At 71.9% G+C, this 14,870-nt stretch carries 16 protein-coding genes; 3 read left to right on the forward strand and 13 right to left on the reverse strand.

Annotation, left to right across the window (positions count from 1 at the left end):
• Nucleotides 1–54 precede the first annotated feature (54 nt).
• The 8 genes from J5X75_RS14305 to J5X75_RS14340 form a co-directional block, all read right to left on the reverse strand.
• Complete coding sequence (locus J5X75_RS14305) at nt 55–255, reverse strand: hypothetical protein (protein WP_208467851.1); 201 nt, start codon at nt 253–255, stop codon at nt 55–57.
• A 225-nt stretch (nt 256–480) separates the two neighbouring features.
• Nucleotides 481–1,728, reverse strand: a complete 1,248-nt coding sequence (locus tag J5X75_RS14310; RefSeq protein WP_208467852.1) for a helix-turn-helix domain-containing protein — start codon at nt 1,726–1,728, stop codon at nt 481–483.
• A gap of 132 nt (nt 1,729–1,860) precedes the next feature.
• Complete coding sequence (locus tag J5X75_RS14315) at nt 1,861–2,262, reverse strand: hypothetical protein (protein WP_208467853.1); 402 nt, start codon at nt 2,260–2,262, stop codon at nt 1,861–1,863.
• Nucleotides 2,263–2,347: 85 nt separating this feature from the next.
• Nucleotides 2,348–2,932: a GrpB family protein gene (locus tag J5X75_RS14320; RefSeq protein WP_208467854.1), complete on the reverse strand. Its 585-nt coding sequence runs from the start codon at nt 2,930–2,932 to the stop codon at nt 2,348–2,350.
• Nucleotides 2,933–2,970: 38 nt separating this feature from the next.
• Entirely contained in the window at nt 2,971–3,732 is a 762-nt protein-coding gene (locus tag J5X75_RS14325; protein WP_208467855.1) for a maleylpyruvate isomerase family mycothiol-dependent enzyme, read from the reverse strand.
• A gap of 36 nt (nt 3,733–3,768) precedes the next feature.
• Nucleotides 3,769–4,614 carry a hypothetical protein gene (locus J5X75_RS14330; RefSeq protein WP_208467856.1) on the reverse strand — a complete coding sequence of 282 codons (846 nt, stop codon included), beginning with the start codon at nt 4,612–4,614 and terminating at the stop codon, nt 3,769–3,771.
• Nucleotides 4,611–4,919: a PadR family transcriptional regulator gene (locus tag J5X75_RS14335; protein WP_208467857.1), complete on the reverse strand. Its 309-nt coding sequence runs from the start codon at nt 4,917–4,919 to the stop codon at nt 4,611–4,613. Before J5X75_RS14335 ends, J5X75_RS14330 begins: the two co-directional genes overlap by 4 nt.
• Before the next feature lie 45 nt (nt 4,920–4,964).
• Nucleotides 4,965–6,356, reverse strand: a complete 1,392-nt coding sequence (locus J5X75_RS14340; RefSeq protein WP_208467858.1) for an aminotransferase-like domain-containing protein — start codon at nt 6,354–6,356, stop codon at nt 4,965–4,967.
• A 63-nt stretch (nt 6,357–6,419) separates the two neighbouring features.
• On the opposite strand from J5X75_RS14340, the gene J5X75_RS14345 reads away from it, so the two are divergent.
• Nucleotides 6,420–7,586, forward strand: coding sequence for a trans-sulfuration enzyme family protein (locus J5X75_RS14345; RefSeq protein WP_208467859.1), 1,167 nt, complete (start codon nt 6,420–6,422; stop codon nt 7,584–7,586).
• A 49-nt stretch (nt 7,587–7,635) separates the two neighbouring features.
• Here J5X75_RS14345 and J5X75_RS14350 read toward each other — a convergent pair whose 3' ends face one another.
• The 5 genes from J5X75_RS14350 to J5X75_RS14370 all read right to left on the reverse strand — a co-directional run bounded on the left by J5X75_RS14350 (nt 7,636) and on the right by J5X75_RS14370 (nt 12,930).
• Nucleotides 7,636–8,109 carry an NUDIX domain-containing protein gene (locus J5X75_RS14350; RefSeq protein ID WP_307798074.1) on the reverse strand — a complete coding sequence of 158 codons (474 nt, stop codon included), beginning with the start codon at nt 8,107–8,109 and terminating at the stop codon, nt 7,636–7,638.
• A gap of 370 nt (nt 8,110–8,479) precedes the next feature.
• Nucleotides 8,480–10,879, reverse strand: coding sequence for an MMPL family transporter (locus J5X75_RS14355; protein WP_208467860.1), 2,400 nt, complete (start codon nt 10,877–10,879; stop codon nt 8,480–8,482).
• A 14-nt stretch (nt 10,880–10,893) separates the two neighbouring features.
• Nucleotides 10,894–11,502, reverse strand: a complete 609-nt coding sequence (locus J5X75_RS14360) for a TetR/AcrR family transcriptional regulator (RefSeq protein ID WP_208467861.1) — start codon at nt 11,500–11,502, stop codon at nt 10,894–10,896.
• Between the two features lie 37 nt (nt 11,503–11,539).
• Nucleotides 11,540–12,655 carry a hypothetical protein gene (locus J5X75_RS14365; protein ID WP_208467862.1) on the reverse strand — a complete coding sequence of 372 codons (1,116 nt, stop codon included), beginning with the start codon at nt 12,653–12,655 and terminating at the stop codon, nt 11,540–11,542.
• A gap of 53 nt (nt 12,656–12,708) precedes the next feature.
• Entirely contained in the window at nt 12,709–12,930 is a 222-nt protein-coding gene (locus J5X75_RS14370) for a hypothetical protein (protein WP_208467863.1), read from the reverse strand.
• A gap of 100 nt (nt 12,931–13,030) precedes the next feature.
• Here J5X75_RS14370 and J5X75_RS14375 point away from each other — a divergent pair, with 100 nt between their 5' ends.
• Nucleotides 13,031–13,795: a PhzF family phenazine biosynthesis protein gene (locus J5X75_RS14375; protein WP_208468010.1), complete on the forward strand. Its 765-nt coding sequence runs from the start codon at nt 13,031–13,033 to the stop codon at nt 13,793–13,795.
• A gap of 239 nt (nt 13,796–14,034) precedes the next feature.
• On the forward strand, nt 14,035–14,799 hold the full coding sequence (locus J5X75_RS14380; RefSeq protein ID WP_208467864.1) for an ArsR/SmtB family transcription factor: 765 nt from the start codon (nt 14,035–14,037) through the stop codon (nt 14,797–14,799).
• Nucleotides 14,800–14,870: the final 71 nt, after the last annotated feature.

A 14,870-nucleotide genomic window follows, 5' to 3' on the forward strand; every position in this document is an offset into this window, starting at 1 on the left:
GGAGACCGCGGGGTTCCCGTCGGGAGCGCCCCTGACTCGACAAGGCCACGCGGATCAGTCACGGCTTTCCACCCGCTCAGGCCGCAGGTGGAAGATCGCGTGCTCGCCCGCGCCGTCGTCGAGTGGGGCGAGGCTGAGCCGATCGGCTCGGACACGCCGTACGTACCCGTAGCCGGACCCGCTGTCGATCCAAACCTCGGCGAAGCCGTCAGCCGGCAGGACGCGCGGCCCGACCGCCAGGATCGGTCCCGGCATCACCGCCGCCACCGCAGGTAGCGCCACACCCTGGTCAGCATCATCGCCTCCGGAGAGTCGGAGAGCGGCGGGCCCGACAGCCCCTCAAGCCTGTAGAGGGAAGCCCGCCGCTCGGGAGCGACGACGAACCCGAGGTGTACTCACGGCCTCAAAGGCGCCCGCCGCCGCTGGGATCGAAGCTAAGGGCGGGCATGCGAGTGCAGGGGCACAGTCTGTGCCTCTCCCCTATGCGGACAGCAGGCCGATCCTCACGGCGAGTCGAGACGCGCGCCGACGCCGGGCCGGGCTCTTGGATTCAGCCTCTTCGAGGACGATCCGCTTGGCGTAACCGTTGTACCGAATCGTCTCGGGTGCAGCCTCGTGCGCCCGTTCCAGCGTTGCCAGGGCGACGTCCGGCTGCCCGGCGAGCTGGTAACCGCGTGCCTCCTCGATGCGGTGCCGGGCACGACGAGGGCGGGACGGGATCGTGATCGCATCGGCTGCCACGGCCTGCCGTACCGACTCACCGCCTTGGCGGAGTTCGACAGCGACGGTCACCGCATGGGCGCTCATGATCGGCCGGGAGAATGAGGTAACGGGATCGTAGAAGCCAGGGGGCAGCCGCTTGGCCATGGCGCGAGCGGTGTCCCAATATCGCCACGCCACGCCGGTCGCACCGCGCCGGGCAGCGGTGTAACCGGCCTCGAAGGTCAACGCCCCCGTGATCGCCAGGACGTCATCCGAGGAGTCCTCCAGCAGAGGTTCGAGGTAGTCGACCGTCGCCAGGTTCACGGCGTCGGCGGCCTCATAGTGCGCCGGCCCGGCGTCGCGGTGCGCCTGCGTGGCCAGCCACGCGGCCACGCCGATGGCGTACGGATCCTCGGACTCCTGAGCCGCGACCAGACCTCGCTCGGCCACTCGCCACAGCAGAGCGGCGTCCGGCTGGTAGGCCACGAAGAACTGTGTCAGCGAGTAGACCTGTGCGAGCACGGCCTGCGCTGCCCGGCGGCCCGGGACGGTGTCGGCCTGTCGGACAGCGATCTGGGCGTCCCGGATGAGGTCCGGCAGCAATGCCCCGATCACCTCGCGGTGGTTGGGAGCCGAGTGCCGCGCCGACCAGGCGCTCGCGAGCCGGGCGCGGACATGCGCGGTCGGGGGTGCCTCCTGCGCGGTGGCGACGGGCCAGGCGTCGACGGCCGCCTTGACGGCCGCGAGGCGCGGATGCCCGGGCCCGACGAACAGATCGACGTGCAGCGCCTGGTCGCCGGTGAGGTCGGACAGGTTACGCACCCGCAGCGCCTCGGCAAGGGCGAGGATGATTTCCAGCTTCGGCATCCTCAGGCGGCCGGTCTCCACTCCCTTGACCCACGAACCGGACCGCGCGACCAGGCCGCCGAGCTGGTCTCGGGTGAGTCCCTTGCGCGTCCGAAGGATCTGAAGCCGCTGGCCGAACGCCAGCGGGTCGGTGTACGGGTCCGGAATGCTCTGTTCCATTGGCGCTCCCTGGTAGAGGACAGGGTGCGGCGGCCGGCCTCTACTCCGGCCGCCAACATCGACGGTACGTCACGACCAACGACCTGGCGGGCCAGCCGCAGGGTCGCCCGAATGGATCGATGTGGCCGACGATCATTCCTCCATACTGGCTTTGACCTGGTGAGGACGGTGATGCTCGTGCATCGACGCCGCGCCCTGGGCCACGGCGCCACCACACCTGCCCCGGGAGGGCCGGTGTCCTACCCCCAGCCGCAGTACCCGTCCGCCGCGCCCCCGCCGCCGACACCCCAGCCGCCGTGGGTGTGGATCGGGACCGGCCTCGCCGCGCTCGCGATCGTCGTCGCGGCCGTCGTCCTCACCGGGAATGGCATCCGCTGGGTGCGTGCCGCAGCGCTGGGCGGGACGCTTCAGGGTGTAGACGATGCCGCCGAAGCCCCAGTGGGCCGACCCGTGCGCCGGGGTCTCGGCCGCCACGACCTCCCAGCCGTGGCGGCCGACCTGGTTGAGCGCCCCGATCGGATGGTCGGCCTGCATCGCCTTCGGCGCCCATCCGGTGGATCGTCGACCGGTTCGTCACGATGACCGCGGCGTACTCCCCGACACCCATCGCGTGATGCTGTTACCCGCGGTGGGCGAACACCCGGGCGAGGATCTGGTCGATGACGTCGTTCTTGGACAGGGTGTAGCCGTCCGGGTCGGCGGCCAGGCGGCGTTTGGTGGCGGCGTACAGGTCGCGGTCGGCCGGGTGGGAGCGCAGCCAGTCGCGCAGCAGGCGGTGGCGGATCGGCTCGGGCGCGCCGGGCGGCCACACGTGCAGGTGGACGTCCTCGGCCGCGCTGATCAGCATGCGGTGGCCGTGCCACCAGGGTTCGCGCAGCAGCAGGCGGTAGCCGGCGCGTTCGAGGTCGGGCACGTAGGTGCTCTCGTCGTCGGTGCCGGCCAGCTGTAGGTCGATGTCGATGATGGGTTTGGCGGCCAGGCCGGGCACCGAGGTGGAGCCGACATGGTCGATGCTCAGGATGCGGTCGCCGAGGGCCTGCCGGATCCCGTCCCGGGCGGCCGTGTAACGGTCCGCCCAGGACGGGTCGTGATCCTCGATGACGATGGTCCGCCACCGCTGTGGTGGCTCGCCGATCATGGCGGTGGCGCCCTGTTCCGGGGTGCCGTGGAAGCGTTCGGTGATCTCTCGCGGGTACTCGGCCATCTCAACCTCCGTCGATAGCAAAGTCCGCCAGAATACAACTACTCCTCGGGATCCCAGGCGAGGAGGAGATCGAACACGCCGGCGTCGCCGTCGATTTTCAGGTCGGTCACCGGGATCCGGCCGTAGAGGGCGAGCACCAGCTCGGAGGCCGTGCCCCGCAGGGTGGCGCCGGCCGGCTCGTCGGTCGGCGGGCCGACCCGGACGCCGTCGGCGGCCAGCGTGAGCCGCCAGGTGCGGCCCTCGGCGGCCTGGTAGTCGACGGCGACCGGCTGGTGCGGCCACCGGTACGGACCGGCGCAGCAGGTGGCCAGGAACTCGTCGACGCCGTCGAGCGCCACCTCGGCCGGCAGCGGCTGCGGGGCTCCGGCGGCGAGCTGGGCGTCGTAGGTGTGCACCGCCACCTCCTGGAGCTGGTGCCGGCCGACCGCGCCGGCGGTCTGCGGTGACGCGGACACGCCCCACCACGTCCAGCAGCCGCGGTCCGGGCCGGCCTGGGCCAGCGCGTCCGCGAACACCCGTGCCGACTCGTCCAGCCAGAACAGCAGGGCCTCGCGCTCGCGGGGCGTCTCACTCTCCCAGAGCGACGGGTCCGGTCGCGTGTCGGCGGGCCCGGCCGCGATGGTGGCGGCCCAACGGCGGCGCCCCTCCCCCATGTGCTGGGCGAGATCGAACAGCGTCCAGTCGGGGCAGGTCGGCACCGGCGCGCCGAGGTCGGGAGCGGCGGCGACGGCGGCGCGGAACGCTTCCGTTCGCTCGTCGAGCAGGTGGATCAGGTGGGGGAACTCCAGGATCTGTGACACGCGCACTGTCTACCATGATCTTCGATCGGGCACGAATCATATTAGGGACCGGCGGTGGCCGGCGGTGGCCGCGGCGAGTAGGAGCAGCCACGGTACGGCGGTGACCGCGAGTCCGTACGCGACGGATCCCCCGCCGACGACCGCGCCGGCCGCGACCGCGGTGAGGTGGGTGAGGAAGTCGCACAGCGCGAGTGCCGCCACCGCGAGCGGGACGCGCGGATCCACGGCCGACCAGAGCAGACCGGCGACGACCAGCACGATCATGGCCTGCTGCTCGATGAAGAGACCGGGTGTCAGCACGGTTCCGGAGCCGGTCGGCAGGATCACGATCGCGAACGGCAGAAGAGCCGTCCAGAGGTACGGGTTGGAGCGTTCCCCCCGCGGGCTGAGGTTGACGGCCAGCACCAGCAGCGCGGCGACCGGCGCCGCCCAGAACCCGTCGTTGAGGTAGGAGCCGCTGCGTTCGAGGGCGACGAGCGCGGGGCCGACGGCGAGCACCGCGGCCACGGCCGACAGCCGGTACGCGCCTCGGGCCAGGGCGAACAGCGCCGTCACGTGCAGCACGAGCGCGGCCAGGCCGGCCACCGCGTACTGGGCGATGCCAAGCGGGGTGCCGACGATCGCGGGCACGTCCAGGGGCAGGGACGTGAGCACGTCGACGGCGGTGGCGTACAGCAGCACGGCGAGGGCGGCGAGGCGGATCGGCGAGCGGTCCAGCGCGTACCCGGCCCGGGCCCGCAGCGCGCCGAGGACCAGTGCGGACGTTTCCCGCAGCGTGGGCGGCTGGCCGGATTGCAGCAGCGTGTCGAGGATCTCGTCACGCGGCGAGCGGGCCGGGTAGAGGCGGACCAGGCGGGCGTAGCGGCGTTCGATGTGGTTCATGCGGGGCGCACCACCGGACGGGTCACGATGCGGGCGGCTTCCGCGTACACCGTGGCCTGTTCGTGCAGGGCCGTCTGTCCGTGTGGGGTCAGCTGGTAGGAGCGGCGGGCCCGCCCGTTGACGATTTCCTCGCTGGCCACCCGGATGTGGCCGGCGGTGGTGAGCCGTTCGAGTGCGGTGTAGAGGGTGCCGGTGGCGAGGCGGACGCGCCCGCCGGACAGTTCGGACACCCGTTGGATGATCGCGTACCCGTGCAGCGGCCCGTGTTGCAGGGCGGCGAGGGTGAAGTACGTGGTCTCACGCATGCACCCGACTATACGTAGTTACACGACATATGACGAGACCCGAAATCAGACGGCGATGGCCGGAAGGGACGGCCGGGCGGCCTCACCGGTGTAGCCCTGCCAGGCACGGGCCAACGACGCCACGGCGGCGGTGATCTCAGCCGGTTCGGCCACGAAGGGCAGTCGCAGGCGGTCGTGGCTGCCACCGGTGGGATCGAGCTGACCGCCGGGCAGGACCGCGACCCCGTGGCGGAGCGCGGCCTGGGCGTAGGCGGCCGCGTCACCGTACGGGAGGCGTACCCAGAGGGTCTGACCGCCGGAGGCGGGTTCGAACGTCCACGACGGAAGCCGGCGCCGCAGCTCGGCGCAGAGATGATCGTGCCGCTCGCGCAGTTCCCCGGCGCGGGCCGCGCTCAGCGCGCTCAGGTCACCGACCAGGTAGGACGCGGCCAGCTGGTCGAGCACGCCGCCGCCCAGGTCGTGGACGGCCTTGAGCCGCGCCAGCCGATTGATCAGCGGCGCCGGGGCGTGGACCCAGCCGACCCGCAGCCCGCCCCAGACCACCTTGCTCAGCGATCCCACCGTGATCGCGCCGGTGGACACGGCGGGCCGTCCCTCGAAACTCAGCTCGGCGAGAACGTCGTCGACGACCAGCGGCACGCCAGCGCGCCGCGAGGCGGCGACGATCTCGAGACGGCGCGGCTCGTCCAGGTGCCGCCCGGTCGGGTTGTGACAGGCGGCGATCAGGTAGCCGAACGCCGGGCGCCTGGCCAGCGCGGCCGCGAAACCCGACCCGTCGGCCGGGACCGGGACGGCCACGGCGGCGTGCTCCCGCAAGACCTCCAACATTCCGGGGTACGTGGGAGCCTGCACCACGACCTCGTCCCCGGGCGCGACCAGGGCCCGGGTGAGCAGCGACAGCGCCTGCTGCCCGCCGGTGGTCACCAGGAACTCGCCGGGACTCGCCCGGAACCGGTCGGCGAGCGCCCGGCGCAGCCGCGGATGCCCGGCGGGGTGGTAGCCCAGCCCGCCGCCGACGTCGTCGAGCGCCCGGCGGTAGGCGGACAGCAGCGCGGGCGGCGGGGTGAGCGGCCCGGCGCAGGCGAACTGGGTGACGTGGTCCGGCTGGTCGAGCAGGTGCAGGAAGATCGGATCGGTGGTCGGCTCGGCGGTGGACGGCGGCGCGGGCGCGGCCCCGGCCACCCAGGTGCCGCTGCCCTGCCGCCGGACCAGCCGGCCCTCGTCGCGCAGCAGGTCGTAGGCGGCCACCACGGTGGTGCGGCCGGCCGACAGAGCGGCGGCCAGCGCCCGGTCGGTGGGCAGGCCGGTGCCGGGCGGCAGCTCACCGTCGTCGATGAGCTCGCGCAGGCGGGCGGCGAGCAGCAGGTAGAGCGGGCCGCGGCCGGCGGACCAGCGCCCGAGGCGGGCGGTCAGCTCGGTGACCAAGATTGGACTCATCGGCAAACCAATGTATCGGCATTGGCTCTGGCTGGGAACCCACCCGGCGCACAGGATCGGGGCATGCATCCGGAAACCCGCCTCGTCCACGTCCACGCCCCGGTTCCGGCCAGCACCCCGCTGTCGGTGCCGCTCTACCAGACGTCGTCGTTCGCGTTCGACGATCCCGGCCCCCTCGCCGACGGCCTCAACCGGCCGGACGGCTCCTATGTCTACTCCCGGTTCGCCAACCCGACCGTACGGGCCCTCGAGGAGACCGTCGCCGACCTCGAAGGCGGCGTGGCGGCGATCGCCACCGGCTCCGGGATGGGCGCGATCTCCACGGTGCTGCACGGGCTGCTGCGCACCGGCGACCACGTGATCGCCCAGAACACCCTCTACGGCGGCACCCTCGCCACCCTGCGTGACCTGTCCGACCGGTTCGGCATCGACGTCACCTACGTGAGCGGGCACGATCCCGATGAGGTACGGGAGGCGATCACCCCGCGTACCCGGATCCTGTATCTGGAGACCGTCGCCAACCCGACCGGCCACGTCAGCGACCTGCCGAACCTGGCGCCGATCGCCCGCGCCGCCGGAATCACGACGATCGTCGACAACACGTTCGCCACCCCGGTGCTGTGCCGGCCGATCGAGCACGGCGCCGACGTCGTCATCCACTCGGTGACCAAGTTCCTGGGCGGCCACAGCGACGTGACCGGCGGCATCGCGGTCTTCGCCGACGACGACCGCTACCGGACCGTGTGGGGGCACGGTGTCGAGTTCGGCGCGGTCGCCGACCCGTTCGCCGCCTGGCTGACCATCCGCGGCCTGCAGACCCTCGCCCTGCGGATGGCCCGGCACGAGCAGAACGTCGCCCGGATCGCCGGGTTCCTCACCGGCCATCCGGCGGTCGAGCGGGTGCTGTGGACCGGCGCGCCCGACCATCCCAGCCACGCGATCGCCACCGGCTTCGTGCGCGGCTTCGCCGCACCCTTCTGCTTCGACCTCGCCGGCGGCTACGACGCGGGGTTGCGCTTCCAACAGGGGGTACGGCTGGTGCGCCTGGCACCCTCACTCGGCGGTACGCAGACACTCGTCCTGCATCCGGCCAGCAGCTCCCACCGGCAACTCGACGAGAAGCAGCTCCGGGCCGCCTCGATCAGCCCCGGCACCATCCGCATCGCCGTCGGCATCGAACACCCCGACGACCTCATCGCCGACTTGGAGCAGGCGCTCGCCGCGGTGTGACCATCCGGCCGGGCGCCGCCACCGACGATCCGGGTGGCGGCGCCCGTGGTCACCGTGCGAAGCCGTTCTCCAGGTAGGCCGCCGTGTTCGCCGCCCGCGCCCGGACCGCCGCGACGATCCGGCGCGCCAGCAGCCCGGAGAGCCGCTCGGCGGCCTCCTGCTCGGTACACCAGGCCCACCCGCGCAGTTCCGCGGCGGGCAGCCGGATCCGCGCCGTCTGCTCTCGCGTGAGGATCCCGCCGTCGAACACCAGCATCAGACCCTCGGTGCGGCCCGGGCGCGGCGGCACCCAGTCGGTGACCAGCAGCCGGCCCGGCCGCAACGACAGCCCGAGCTCCTCCTCGATCTCGCGCACCACCGCCGTGTACGGCGACTCGTCCGCCTCGACCGCGCCGCCCGGAATCTCCCAGTGGTCCTTGTAGGTCGGTTCGACCAGCAGCACCCGCCCCTGGCCGTCGGACAGCAGTACCCCGGCCCCCATCCGCTTGCGCGGCAACGTCGCGGTGAAGTCGTCATCGGTCACCGCCCCACGCTAATCACTCACCGCATCACCACGGCCCCGCTGAAAATCCGAAAGGCTCATGGCGCGTAAGCCCCCGGCACGCATACGCGCCGCCACGTCACGACGCCCGCGCACTCCGCCGCCGCATCGCTGAACTCGACGACCAGTGGTGATAGACACCCTCGACCGCGCCACGTCCACAACGGTGGTCACCCGCCCGTCACCGTTCGGGGCGGGCAAGGGGACACCGGTGGGGAGGGTGACCACCCGGTCGAAGCCCGGCGGTCGCGGCACCGGCTCGACCCGGCAGGCGAGCGCGGCTTTGTCGTACCGGGAAGGGGTTGAGGGAGAAGGAGGCCCCGCTGCCGTGCGAGGCGGCAGCGGGGGCGGGTCAGCGGAGGGACGGCTCCGCGTGGTGGACGATCGGGTGGGAGCGTTCGAGGGCCGCGCCCTCGACGTCGACGTTGGGCAGGACGCGGTCGAGCCAGCGCGGGATCCACCAGGCGGAGTCGCCGAGCAGGTGCATGATCGCCGGGATCAGCAGCATGCGGACGAGGAAGGCGTCGACGAGTACGCCGAAGGCGAGGCCGAAGCCGAGCGAGCGGATGATCGCCGTGTTGGAGAAGATGAACCCGCCGAAGACGCTGATCATGATGATGGCGGCGGCGGTGACGACGGTGCGGCCGGCGTGGACGCCCTGCCGGACCGCGATGCGGGCGGGAGCGCCGTGTGCGTAGGCCTCGCGCATGCCGGAGACCAGGAACAGCTGGTAGTCCATGGCCAGGCCGAACAGGATGCCGATCAGGATGGTCGGCAGGAAGCTCAGCACCGGGCCGGGGTCGTGGACGCCGAAGACCGCGCCGAGCCAGCCCCACTGGAAGATCGCGGTGACGCCGCCGAACGTGGCGAACAGCGACAGGATGAAGCCGAGCGTGGCGGTCAGCGGGACCAGGATCGACCGGAACACGAAGATCATGATGATCAGGGAGAGGCCGACGACCAGGCCCAGGTAGCCGGGCAGGGCGGTGCCGAGCTTCTCCGAGATGTCGATGTTGCCGCTGGCGGTGCCGGCCACGCCGAACGTGACGTCGCCGGAGATGGGCGAGAGGCCGCGCAGGTCGCGGACCAGCTGCTCGGTGGAGGAGCTGTTCGGGCCGCCGTCCGGGATCACCTGGAAGGCGAGGGTGGTGTGGTCGGCGGAGGCGCCGATCGGGGCGACCGCGGTGACGTTGTTCTGCGCGAGCAGCAGCGTGCCGATGCGGACCTGCTCGTCCTGCTGGGCGTCGCCGGTCAGCGGGGCCGGAAGGTCGGCGACCACCAGGATCGGGCCGTTCACGCCGGCGCCGAACCGTTCCTCGGTCAGGTGGTAGGCCTGGTATTGGGTGGACTCCTTGGCCTCGGACGAGCCGTCCGGCAGGCCCAGGCGCATCGACAGCGCCGGGATCGCGACCGTCACCAGCGCGGCGGTCAGGCCCAGCACGGTCAGGACCGCCCGGGTGGTGCTCATCGGACGGTTGTCGAAGGCGGCCTGGGCGTGGGCCGTGCGGTTGAGGACGCGGCGGCCGATCAGCGACAGCAACGCCGGGGTCAGGGTGACGGCGATCAGGACGGCGACCGCCACGCAGATCGCGCCGACCGTGCCCATCAGGCCGAGGAACGGGATGCCGGTGACGTTCAGCGCCAGCAGGGCGACCAGCACGGTGGCGCCGGCGAACACGACCGCGTTGCCGGAGGTGCCGTTGGCCAGGCCGATCGACTCGTGGAAGTCGACGCCGGCGAGCAGCTGCCGTCGGTGCCGGTTGAGGATGAACAGCGAGTAGTCGATGCCGACCGCGAGGCCCAGCATCACGCCCAGCACCGGCGTGATCGACAGCATCTCCACCACACCGGACAGCGACAGCGCGGCGGTCACGCCGATGCCGACGCCGGTCAGGGCGGACAGGATGGGCAGGGCGGCGCCGATCAGCGTACGCAGCATGACCAGCAGCGCGATCGCGGCGATGACCAGGCCGGCCACCTCGCCGACGCCGAGGATCTGCGGCACCTCCTGGGTGATCTCGTTGGAGAACTCCACCTCGACACCGGCCGGCACACCCTCGCCGACGTGCGCGATGACGCCCTTCTTGATCTCCGGCGCCACGTCGAGCTGCGGCTTCTCGAACAGCACCTGCGCCACGGCGGTGGAGCCGTCGGCCGTGACCGTGCGGATGGGCGCCGACATGGCCAGCAGCTTGCGCCCACGGTCCAGTTTGGCGGTCTCCGCCTCCAGTTGGGCGCGCTTCTCGGTGAGCAGCGCCTGCTGCTCGTCGACCCGCGCCTGGGTGGCCGGGTCCAGCGTGACGCCCTTGGCGGCGTTCAGTTGTCCCTGGCCCTGGTCGAGCTGATCCCGTCCGGCCTCGATCTGCCTCACCCCGTCGGCGACCTGTGCCTGCCGGTCGGCGATCTGCTTCGCGAGAGCGAACGGGTCGGTGGTGGACCGGACGCCCTCCAGCTCGGCGGTCGTCGTCAGCAGCGCGGCGATCTCCGCCTTCTGCGTCTCGGTGAACGCCGAGCCGTCCGGGGTGTGGAAGACCAGGCGGCCGCTGCCGCCGCTGACGGCCGGCAGCCGTTCGGCGAGCCGGTCGCTCACCTTCTGCGTCGGGGTGCCCGGGATGTTGACCATCGGGGACAGCTCACCGCCGGCCACGAGGTAGCCGGTGACGGACAGTCCCAGGATCACGAGCCAGGAGCCCACGACGATCCCGGCGCGCCGGGCGCAGAACCGGCCCAGGCGGTAGAGAAGCTCGGCCAATGTGCTTCGTCCTTCTAGTAGCCGGTGCGTACGGTTGCGATGAGGCGTTCCAGCAGGTGACGCCAGAGTTCGCGGGACGCGTCGTCGGTCGCCGCGGACGTTTCGGCGATCCAGTGCGTGGCGATCACGACGGTGCCGTTCATCAGGGAGCTGACCAGGATGGCCGCGTCGATCGGGTCGGCGTCCGGGTAGCGGCGGGCCAGTTCGCGGGCCATCTCCTCGGAGGTGCGCCGGAACGTGGCCTGGAAGATCTGGTCGGCGCGCGGGTCGCCGGGCGCGAAACCGCCGAGGGCGCGCCACAGGTAGCCGATGATGCCGGGCACGTCGGTGTCGCGCAGCGCCCCGGCCACGTCGTCGAACATCGAGGACCGCTGCCCGGACGTGACCGTGTCGCGGAACCGGTCGATCACCACGCCGAGCATCTCGCTGCACACGGTGGTGACCACGTCGTCGATGGACGCGAAGTGGTTGAAGATGGTCCGCCGGGAGACGTCGGCACGGTCGGCCAGCTGATCCACGCTGAACCGGGCGCCCTCACCGATCAGGGCGTCGGCGGCGTCGAGGATCGCGCGACGGTGGCGTGCCTTCAGCGCGGCCCGGCGATCGAAGGGGGCGGTCGTCACCGTTCGTACACTAGGTGCATCGTTGCACCGGGTGCAATCAGGGGCCCAGGAGAGTGAGGAATCCCTCGATGCCTGTCCGGCAGGCCGGCGGCAGCGGGGCGGCCAGCATCCGGCGCAGCCGGGCCCGGTTCGCCCGGACCTGCACGCCGGTCATCGCCTCGGCCGCGGTGCGGGCGGCCGCCGTCCCCTCGGCGACCCGGCCCGCGGAGAACAGCATCACCGCCCACAGGAACGGCCCGTCGCCCGGCAGGTCCAGCACCGCCCGGCACGCCGGGATCAGGTCGACCACCAGAGCCAGGTCGCCCTCCTCGACGGCCCGCAACGCCAGCTCGGCGGTCACCGGCGGCTCGGTGAGGATGCGCAGCACGGTGTCCAGGGGAAACCGGGCGGCCAGGCGCAGGACGGTGGCGTGCAGCCGGTCGCGCGGGTCGGACGACCGCATCAGGACCGCCTGCACGCTGGGCCGGGTCAGGATCGCGGTGTGCTCACGCAGGTGATCGACGGACTCCGGCCAGGACGGCGCGGCCGTCCAGGCGGCGATGGCGTCCTGCTCCTCGATCGAGCGCTCCAGATCCGCCAGGACCACGTCCACGCCGCGCGCGCCCATGTCGTCGACCAGCATCCGGAGGACGTCGAGGGGTTCACCGCCCCGGGCGGCGGCCACCGCGGCGACCGTCCGCCGGAGACCGGGATCGCCGAGCAGACGGTGATGCCGGGCCAGCACGGCCGCCTGCCCGGGCCAGTCGGGCGCGGCGAGCCAGCCGTCGATGAAGTCCAGATGCTCGCCCGGCAGATCACGGGCGGGATCATCGACGGCCGCCCGCCGTTGCTCCAGGGTGCGCAGCGCCGTCGCCAGGCCGTCCGGATCGCCGAGCCGCCGGAAGCGGGCGACCGCCTCGGTGGCGAACTCGACCGCCTCCGTCAGCCTGCCGACGCCGGCCATGTAGCCGGCCAGATCGTTCAGCACGAGCGCCAAACCGGCCTCGTCACCGGCGGCCCGGTGAAGGACGAACAGCTCGGATGCCGCGATCACGGCGCCCTCGTGGTCACCGTTCCGCGAGCGCGTTCGCGCCAGCTCGGCCAGGGCGGCGGCCCGCTCCCGGTGCCGGCCGGCGCCTCCGGCCGATTCGTCGAAAGAGGAGGTCGGCGTCATCGTGAGATTCCATCATGGTGCTCCCCTGGCGCGGCGCGGCGTCCCGGGTGGAATCAGCGCTTCTGCGTCTCCGTCGTGGACGGATGCAGCTCCGTGGTCGTCTCCGTCACGAACTTGCCGGTGCTCGCGCTGCGATGGACCTCCCGCTCGCCGTGGTCGGCGTCACCGCCCACGGTCTCGGTGGTGGTGGTCCGCGGCTGCCGCTTCGCGGTGCTCTCCTTGACGAACCGCCCGCTCTTGGCGCTGCGGTTGACCTCGTGCTCGTTGCCTGCCATCGGGGGCCTCCTCAAACGGTCGTGGATGTCCTCCGTACGTTCTGTGCCCGCCGGGACGGATCGGAAACACCCGGATCGATACGGTGTGTGAGTGATCACCATGGTGGACGCCTGCACACGCGACGGCGCCGGCGGCAGCCCGACCGTCGTCGTCGACGACGATCCGTCACTGCGTGACGAGGACCGATGCGCGATCGTCCGGGAGAGCGGGGCCTCGCACGGCGCGTTCCTCTCGCTGCCCCGCGTGCGCTTCTTCACCGGTACGGGTGAGCTGCGCAACTGCGGCCACGGAACCTTCGCGGCGCACGCGGTGCTGCTGGACCGCAGTGGGTCACCGCGGCAACGGGTGCGCCAGGAGACCGGCGGCAGAAGCTTCGAGGTGGAGGCGGTGCGGCGGGCCGGCGGCGTGGAGGTGTGGTTCGACCAGGGCGCGGTCGCACTGTCCGCCCCGGACGCACCGGCCCGGATCGTGGCCGCGCTGGGATCGCCCGGTGTGATCGGGATGACCGTGGCGTCGCCCGGGACCCCACGGCTGCTCGTCGAGGTCACCGACGTCCCGGCCGTCACACCGGACTTCCCGGCGCTGGCGCGGGCCTGCCGCGACCAGGGACTGCTCGGCTGCCTGGTCTGGGCCCCCGAACCGGGACCGTCCGCCACCGCCCGGCTCTTCGCCCCGGCGATCGGCGTCGACGAGGACATCGCCAACGTCAACAGCTCCGGCTGCCTGGCCGCCCACCTGTGGGCCACCGGCCGCGGCGGCGCGGTCCTGGTCCGGCAGGGCGACGCCCTGGGCCGGCCGTCCACCGTGCTCGCCACCACGGACGGCCGCACCACCCGGGTCGGCGGGATGGTCACCCCGCGGTGAGCCCTGCTCCAGGCCCGTGACCGGGTCGTACGTGGGCAGCCCGGCCCGCCGGGCGCGCCGGTCCTCGACGCGCTACGGCGGGGCGAGGCAGTCGACCACATGACTCAGCAGCTCTTCGTCGACCTGCGTGCGCGGTTTCCTCGACTTCGGTAGCCGGTGGGTCTTCGGGAAGCGGTTCGCGTCGTCCGTACGATGCCGGGGTTTGAAAAAGGCAGTTGGATGACTGCATAATGCAGGTCATGGACAGGGTGTTCAAGGCGCTCGCGGATCCGGCACGCCGTCGGCTGCTGGACAGCCTGCGTGCGGAGGACGGGCAGACGCTCACCCGGCTGTGCGGGCAGCTGGCGATGACCCGGCAGTCGGTGACCCAGCATCTCGAGGTGCTGCGGGAGGCGAATCTGATCAGTGTGGTCCGGCGTGGCCGGGAGCGGCTGCACTACCTGAATCCCGTGCCCATCCACGAGTTGCAGCAGCGATGGATCGCCCCGTTCGAGCAGCCCAGACTGGCTGTGCTCGGCGCGATCCGGCGACAGGCGGAGGAGCCTCGAATGAAACCCGATTTCGTGTACGTGACCTACATCCACGCCACCCCGGAGCGCGTGTGGGAGGCGTTGACCGATGCTGATCTCACAGGGGTGTATTGGGGGCACAGCAACGTGTCCGACTGGCGGCCCGGATCGCCGTGGGAGCACCGGCGCACCGACTCCTCCGGTGTCGTCGACGCCGGAGGAGTGGTCGTCGAGGTGGATCCGCCGAAGCGGCTGGTGATGACGTTCGACGAGCCGGGCGCGGAGGTGCGGCCGGATTCGTCGACGGTGACGTTCCTGGTGGAGCCGTATCACGACATCGTCCGGCTGACCGTCACGCATGTGAACCTGGCGACCGACAAGGATCGGGAGGCGGTGTCGCTGGGCTGGCCGGCCGTGATGGCGAACCTGAAGTCGCTGCTGGAGACCGGGCGGGCGCTGCCGCAGGCGCCGTGGGAGGTGCCCGCGCATCTTTAGGGCCTGCGCATCTTTAGGGTTAGTCGCACAAATCCGTCTTGTCGCCCGCCGCGCCGGTCGGATCCACTGTC

Origin of the sequence: Actinoplanes flavus (assembly GCF_017592555.1) — a bacterium.
In the GTDB taxonomy this organism is placed as follows: domain Bacteria; phylum Actinomycetota; class Actinomycetes; order Mycobacteriales; family Micromonosporaceae; genus Actinoplanes; species Actinoplanes flavus.